General features: G+C 66.1%; 3 protein-coding genes and 1 pseudogene. 2 read left to right on the top strand and 2 right to left on the bottom strand.

What is annotated here, in order from left to right:
• Positions 1 to 667 (bottom strand): annotated as a pseudogene (locus RWX45_RS01900) (anthranilate synthase component 1); the annotation flags it as partial.
• Positions 668 to 883: 216 nt separating this feature from the next.
• Positions 884 to 1,675, bottom strand: a complete 792-nt coding sequence (locus RWX45_RS01895) for a hypothetical protein (RefSeq protein ID WP_316022099.1) — start codon at positions 1,673 to 1,675, stop codon at positions 884 to 886.
• 176 nt (positions 1,676 to 1,851) lie between these two features.
• On the opposite strand from RWX45_RS01895, the gene RWX45_RS01890 reads away from it, so the two are divergent.
• Together RWX45_RS01890 and RWX45_RS01885 are read left to right on the top strand one after the other, a co-directional pair.
• On the top strand, positions 1,852 to 4,287 hold the full coding sequence (locus RWX45_RS01890; RefSeq protein ID WP_316022098.1) for a glycoside hydrolase family 3 N-terminal domain-containing protein: 2,436 nt from the start codon (positions 1,852 to 1,854) through the stop codon (positions 4,285 to 4,287).
• A 241-nt stretch (positions 4,288 to 4,528) separates the two neighbouring features.
• Entirely contained in the window at positions 4,529 to 7,480 is a 2,952-nt protein-coding gene (locus RWX45_RS01885) for a glycoside hydrolase family 3 protein (protein WP_316022097.1), read from the top strand.
• Positions 7,481 to 7,500 lie beyond the last annotated feature (20 nt).

Below are 7,500 nucleotides of genomic sequence, written 5' to 3'. Positions count from 1 at the left end.
CCATGCGGTCGTGCAAGTCATCGAGGTCGACGGAGGCGCCTACCAGCGTGGCCGTGCGGGTGGGGTGGTCGATGACCAGGATGATGCGGGCGTCGTAGAAGAGATAGTCGGGGCAGGTGTTGGCGCCCTGGGCAACCTCCGGCAGGGACTCGAAGGTGGCCAGGTAGTCGAAGGCGAACACGCCTGCCTCCAGCGGCAGGTGCGGGTGATCGACGTCGGCCGCAGCCAGCACGCGCAGCGGCTCAATGGTGGAGATGGCCTTGAGCCGCTCGTGCTCCTCCGCGTCGTCGGGAGCGGGAGGGAAGCTGAGAGTGAGGCGGTCCGGCGTCGGTGCCGTGTCCGGGGCGACGTACTGCGGCATGGCGGCACGCACGCGGCCGACGGCAACCCGGCCGTCGGCGCGGGCCTGGGGCAGGGACTCCATGGTGACGCTGTGTCCCTGGCAGGTCAGGCGTGTGGAGGCCTCGAGGACGGCGATGGTGGTGCGGGAGACCTTGGTGGCGATGTCGACGGATTCCAGCAGGATGGTGTCAAGGGGACGCGGGTTCCCGGCGGCGTCCACTGCGGTGGCGATGAGGTCGCGCCGCGCCAGATGCTCCAGCAGCGCACCACCGTCATGCTGGTAGCGCACCGACCGCGTCAAGACCGTGGGCGGGGGAGGTGTCATGGGGTGCCTTCCTGTTCATGCCACCGGCAAGACCCGTCCCGAATGCGAAGAGCCCGCCAGTGGCGAGCTCTTGTGATCCGGCGCCGCCTACGCGGCACGAGTGGCTCGCCCGATGGGGAGCCACCACCACTGGTGAGTGCGGAATGCGGCCACGGCGGTAGCGTAGAGCGCTCCGCGGAATGCGCCAAATCGATGACAACATAGTGAGACGCCGCGCTACCTCCAGAAGGTGGTGTTCACCGCGCTTGCCCAGGCCTCGTACTCCGGGCCGGTCCAGCCGGTGCCCTCCGGCGCGGCCGGGTCGCGGCGGAAGGCTGCCGGATGGGCGGCCGGCCCTTGGAGCAGGAGCTCCCGCAGGGGGGCGGCGCATCTGATATTGAGTGCGGCCTCCACCCGATTCAGGCCCCGACGAAGCTCCCGCGGGTCGCCGGGATGCTTGCCCGGGAAACGTCCCTCGGCCGTGGACCGCAGCAGGTGGAGAGCCAGGTTGGGGGTGGAAAACCAGGCCAGGTTGAGCCGTAGCTTCTGCCCGCGCCGGTCGCGCACGACGGCGGAGCGCTGGCCCGTGGCCGAGAATGAGGCGATCTCCTGGTGGGGGATCTGCCGGGCGCGCCCGCGCCAGTCGGTTCCGGCAATGAGGGTCGGAGCATCGACGACGGCGCAGTTGCGGTAGGCAGCCAGGGTATAGCAGCTATAACCCACGCAGATGAGTGCGCTCGCGGCGATGATCCCGACGGCCTTCAGATCATCAATCATGGGTAGGGCGAGGAGGACGAGGAGGAAGACGCCGCACCCGAGCAGGATGGCTATGGCGATGTGGACTGCCGCGCTGGGGCGCTGGATGGGATAGTCGTAGGTGGTTGCTCCGACGCCGGCGGCGGGTGCGGGCTCGGTGATGCGGGCCCGGTCCGGGCGGGCCCCGCCGCGCACCAGGGGGATGCTCAGCACCACCATGATAATGCTGAGGGCATAGGTGGCGATCATGATGAGCAGGTGCGCGGTGTCCATGGAATCTCCTGAGCCGTAGATCACGTCAAGGTCTCGACGAATCGGGGTTCGTATTTCATCATGGTGCCAGGGCAGGCGCGATGCAAACCGGAGCGACGCGTTGCCCGCCTGCCGCATCCACATCGCTGGCCAGGACGTCCGCCCCCGACAAGCCGAACGACGCTCAAGGAAAAACCATGAGACTCACATTCACCGGGACCGCGGTCGCCGCCGGCGTGGTTGCGGCGCTGGCGCTGGTCGGGTGCGCACCCAGCGCACCCCGCTCTCAGGCCAGTGCGTCAGCGCAGACCATGGCCCCCTTCGCGTCGCTGGACAATGATTCCCCCACTTACATCACCCAGGACCTGGACGACGGACAGACCCGCTTCACCCGCGTGGTCAACCCCAACGGCGGGGCGGTGCTCAGCTACTCCACGGACGGCGACATGAGTATCGTCGAGCAGACGGAGGGCGGCTACACCTATGCCTTCAAGGACCTTGACGGCGACGGTGAGCTCGATCCGGCCGAGGACTGGCGCCTGGACGCCTCCGAACGTGCCGCCGACTACGCCACCGGTCTTTCCCCGGAGCAGATGTCCGGGCTCATGCTGTTCTCCCCTCCCGAAACCGCACCGGAGGAGGGACTGACGCAGGAACAGCAGGAATACTTGTCCGCCTCCTATCTGCGGTCGGTGCTCAACGCTGGAAGCTCCGAAGTTATCGCGAACGCCCAATGGGTCAACCAGATGCAGGCCTATGTAGAAACACTGGCCGCTGAGGATGCTCCTTACATTCCGGTGAATTTCGGCTCCGAACCGCGTTCCGATGCCGCAGGATCCGGTGCCTTCAGCGCGGCGGGGGACATGTCCAGCTGGCCCAGTCCCCTGGGGCTGGCGGCAACCTTCGACCCGGACACCGTGCTCCAATTCGGCAGCTTGGTCTCCCAGGAATACCGGGGCCTCGGGATTGGCGCCGCCCTGTCGCCACAGGTTGACCTGGCCACCGAGCCCCGCTGGCTGGGGACGATAGACACCTTCGGTGAGGACGCCGAGATGGCCGGTGCCATGGCCGCCGCCTACGTCGCGGGATTCCAAGGAACCTTCACCGCGGATGGTAGCAATACCGGCTGGGGTAGCGACTCGGTAGTCACCACGCTCAAGCACTGGCCCGGAGACGGCGCCGGCGAAGGCGGGCGCGAATCGCACACCCACGCGGGCAAGTACGAGGTCATGGTGGGAGGGAACTCCGCCGAGCACATCTCGGTATTCCAACAGGCATGGGACTCCGGCGCCGTCATGACCTCGAGCTCCATCACTGTGGACGCCGACGGCCAGCCGGTGTACGCCCAGCGGATGGCATCGGCCTATGACGCCGGCAAGCTGTCGGTGCTGCGGGAGGACAACTCCTACAGTGGCGTTGTTATAACCGATTGGGGCGCCACTCATGCTGCCGACGAGGGCAGATTCGCCACCGCTTGGGGTGCGGAGGACCTGACCATTCAGGAGCGTCATTTCGAGATCATCAAGAACGGCATTGACATGTTCGGCGGCAATAACGACGTCGCTCCGGTTCTGGCCGCCTACGACATGTGGCAGGATGCCTACGAGGCCGGGCAGCTTGAGGACGAGCAGAACGTCGACGCCGACACCCGCTGGCTCCAGTCCGCTACCCGCATCCTCACCATGTTCTTCAATGCCGACGCCTTCGATAACCCCTACCTGGCCCCGGCGACCTCCCAGATGCAGATCGGTACACAGGAGCAGGTGACCGCCGGCAGGGAAGCGCAGCTGAACTCCATCATCGCGCTTAAGAACGACGGCGCTATTACCCTGGATCCGCAGGCCGACTGGTCCGACAAAACCGTCTACATTCCGCAGACCTACGATATCGGCCACAGCACGAGTGTCGCGCCGCGCGGCTACACCTCCGGTCCGTCGCTCGACTATGAGACCGCGGAGAAGTACTTCGGAACAGTCGTCACCGACACAATCGAATATGCCCGGGACGGAACCGCCATGGTGGCCGGCTACACCGCCCCCGACCTGACCGACGTTGACCTGGTGCTGGTGGGGATGCGGTCACCCGACAACGGCGATACCACCTCCAACGCTGGATGGGACGAACATCTGGACAACTGGTACCCCCTGTCCCTCCAATACGGCGACTACACGGCCGACGGTGACGTTGTCAGAGACCCCTCCATCGCGGGCGACCTCCTCAGTGACGGTCGCCAAGAGGATCGCTCCTATCACTATGACCATGCTGTCATCTCCAACAGTGCCGACCTCGACGCCCTGAACCGGGCGGCCGACGCAGTCGCGGCCTCGGGAAGGTCGATCCCCGTCGTCGTGGCGCTCAAGGCTACGAATCCGGTCATTCCGGCGGAGTTCGAGCAGCGCTCCGACGCCATCCTGGTCGGCTTCGGTGTTGCCGATGAGGCCCTCATCCAGGTTGCCCTGGGTCTGCACGAGTCCAACGGACGCCTGCCGATCCAGTTCCCCACGGACATGGACACCGTCGAGGCTAACCAGGAAGACGTGGCTAAGGATGTCACCCCCTACACCGACTCCGTCGGCAACACCTATGACTACGGTTATGGGCTGCACCTGGACGGCACGGTCATTGGTGACTGACTGATCCTGCGTTCGGAAGGCGGAACCGCGGTGCGCATCGCCGCGCGCCTCCCGAACGCAGGTTATGCGCGAGAAACGACAGGTTGAGCAGGCGCGAGCGACACCGAAGCTGACATGCGCTGAAATAAGTGCGATGTCGCTCACCGGCACGAGCGGGGCTGTAGCCGTGCGTACAAACCCTGCCGCCCCAGCCGGCTGAGTTCCCATACCCCTCGCATCCCCGTGCGAGGAACACAGAGAGGTGCCCGCGACAGTGCTGTCAATCAACTGGAACGACGTCTGGAACGTGGTGGTGAGCCTGCGCCCGCAGCTCATCGTCATCGCTGTGGCGTTGCTCGCGGCGATCATCATCACGATCGCCGTGCGCAAGCTCAACACCCCGGCGCGCAAGCTCACGCGCGCCACCACCTGGGTCGCGGCGACCGTCGCGGTGGCCCTCGCCATCACCGGCATGATGTACGGCGGCCTCAAGACCATCCTGGACCTGTCCTCCGGGTCCGGTGTCCTGGCCGAGGAGACCAAGGCAAGCGTTGAGGAACTCGGCAACACCATCTCCGACGAGGGCATGGTGCTGCTCAAGAACGAGGACGCCACCCTGCCCCTTGAGGACGGCTCCTCCATCAACGTGCTCGGCTGGGCCTCCACCAACCCCGTCTACGGCGGTACCGGATCCGGGTCGCTCTCGCCGGACAATCCCACCACCTCCCTGCTAGACGGCCTGCAGAACGCGGGCTTCAAGACCAACACCACCCTGAGCGACTTCTACACCGACTACCGTGCCGAGCGACCCGAGGTCGGCATGTTCGCGGCCGACTGGACCCTGCCGGAGCCGACCGCCGACGCCTACACCGACGCCCTGGTCAGCTCCATCCAGGGCTTCTCTGACACCTCCGTGGTCACCATCGCCCGGTCCGGTGGTGAAGGCTTCGACCTGCCCCAGGACGTCAACGCCGAGGTGGAGTCCAACGGCGCCTTCTCCTACACGAACAACTCCACCACGCAGACCGACTTCGCCGACGGCCAGGGGTACCTGGAGCTGACCGCTCCGGAGCGCGACCTCATCGCTCTCGCCAAGGACAACTCCGAGACGGTCATCGTCGTCTACAACGGCGCCAACGCCTTCGACCTGTCCGATCTTGCCGCCGACCCCGACATTGACGCCATTATTTGGGCCATCCCCGGCGGTCAGGTCGGCTTCAACGCCCTTGGGCGCATCCTCGACGGCGAGGTCAACCCCTCCGCCAAGACCCCCGACACCTTCGCGGCCGACTACAAGCAGTCCCCGGCGGCGAACAACTTCGGCGACTTCACCTACACCAACATGGAGGAGTACGGCCAGTCCTCACCGTTCACCGGTGGCACCACCTACCCCGCCTTCGTCAACTACGTCGAGGGCATCTACGTCGGCTACCGCTGGTATGAGACCGCGGCCGTCGAGGGCGTCATCGACTACGACGCTACCGTCACCTACCCCTTCGGCTACGGCCTGTCCTACACCACCTTCACCCAGGAGATGGGGGAGCTCAGCCGCGACGCCGACGGCGCCATCAGCCTGGACGTGACCGTCACCAACACCGGGGACGTGGCCGGCAAGGACGTCGTCGAGGTCTACTACACCCCGCCCTACACCAACGGCGGCATTGAGAAGTCCGCGGTCAACCTCGTGGCCTACGGCAAGACCGGCCTGCTGGAGCCCGGCGCCTCCGAAACCGTCACCATCACCTTCGCTGAGGACGACATGGCCTCCTACGACTACCGGGACGCCGCGGCCTACGTGCTGGAGGCGGGCGAGTACACCATCTCACTGCGCTCGGACTCCCACACGGTCATCGACGAGCAGACCCTCACGGTCGACCAGACCATCACCTACGACTCCGAGGGCAACACCCACGCCGACGACGTCGTCGCCGCCACCAACCAGTTCGACGCCGCCGCCGGTGACGTCACCTACCTGTCGCGCGCCGACGCCTTCGCCAACTACGACGAGGCCACCGCCGCCCCGGCCAGCCTGGAGATGGCGGAGGAGTACCAAGCGACCTTCGTGGCCAACTCCAACTACGACTCCACCGCCTTCGATAATGACTCCGACCAGATGCCGACCACCGGCGCTGACAACGGCCTCGTCCTGGGCGACATGTACGGCCTGGACTACGACGACGAGAAGTGGGAGCAGCTGCTCGACCAGCTGTCCGTCGCCGATATGAACAACCTCATCGCCAACGGCGGTTACGGCTCCGTGGCAGTCGACTCCGTCGGCAAGGTGCGCGTCTCCGACGTCGACGGCCCCGCCTCGCTCAACAACAACTTCACCGGTGTGGGCTCCATCGGCCTGCCCTCGGCGGTGTCCGTGGCCGCCACCTGGAATAAGGAGCTGGCCCACGAGTTCGGCACCGCCATTGGCACCATGGCCCACGACATGGACGTGGCCGGCTGGTACGCGCCCGCGACCAACACCCACCGCTACGCCTACGCCGGCCGCAACTTCGAGTACTTCTCCGAGGACCCGGTGCTCGCCGGCACCCAGGTTGCCCAGGAGATCCAGGGCGCCAAGGAACTGGGCGTCTACGCCTTCATCAAGCACTTCGCCATGAACGACCAGGAGACCAACCGCACCAACATGCTGGCCACCTGGTCCAATGAGCAGGCGATCCGCGAGATCTACCTCAAGCCCTTCGAGATCGGCATCAAGGAGGGCGGCGCCGGCGCCGTCATGACCGCCTTCAACTACATCGGCACCACCTACGCCGGAGCACTGCCCGAGCTGCAGCAGACCGTGCTGCGCGACGAGTGGGGATTCCGCGGCATGACGCTGACGGACTACTTCGCCGGCTACGGCTACCAGAACGCCGACCAGCTCACCCGCAACGGTGGGGACATGATGCTCGCCACCACGGACATCACCGTCAACTCCGTGCAGAACACCTCCTCGGCGACCGGCGTGCTGGCCATGCGGGAGGCCTCCCACAACATCCTGTACACGGTGGCCAACTCGTGGATCTACGAGAACGGCCAGCCCGAGGTGCAGCGTGCCTCCTGGGAGTACCTGACCTGGGGCGTCCTGGCGGTTCTCGGGCTTGTGCTCATCGGCCTGGAGCTGCTCGCCATCAAGCGCTTCCGGACCCGTCGTGCCGAGGCCGCGGCAGGTAAGACGGCTGAGGCCACAACGGACCAGCCGGCCGACTCAGACGACTGAGTCAGCCCTACGGCCGGCGC

The organism is Actinomyces sp. MRS3W (genome assembly GCF_032465695.1).
Taxonomy (GTDB): Bacteria; Actinomycetota; Actinomycetes; order Actinomycetales; family Actinomycetaceae; genus Actinomyces.
Note: the sequence above shows the minus strand (reverse complement) of the source record. Positions and strands in the feature narration are given on the sequence as shown.

What these genes read in the sequence shown, in the direction of transcription:
- RWX45_RS01895 (WP_316022099.1), bottom strand. Translation starts at nt 1,675, where the DNA reads ATGGACACCGCGCACCTGCTCATCATGATCGCCACCTATGCCCTCAGC.
- RWX45_RS01890 (WP_316022098.1), top strand. Translation starts at nt 1,852, where the DNA reads ATGAGACTCACATTCACCGGGACCGCGGTCGCCGCCGGCGTGGTTGCG.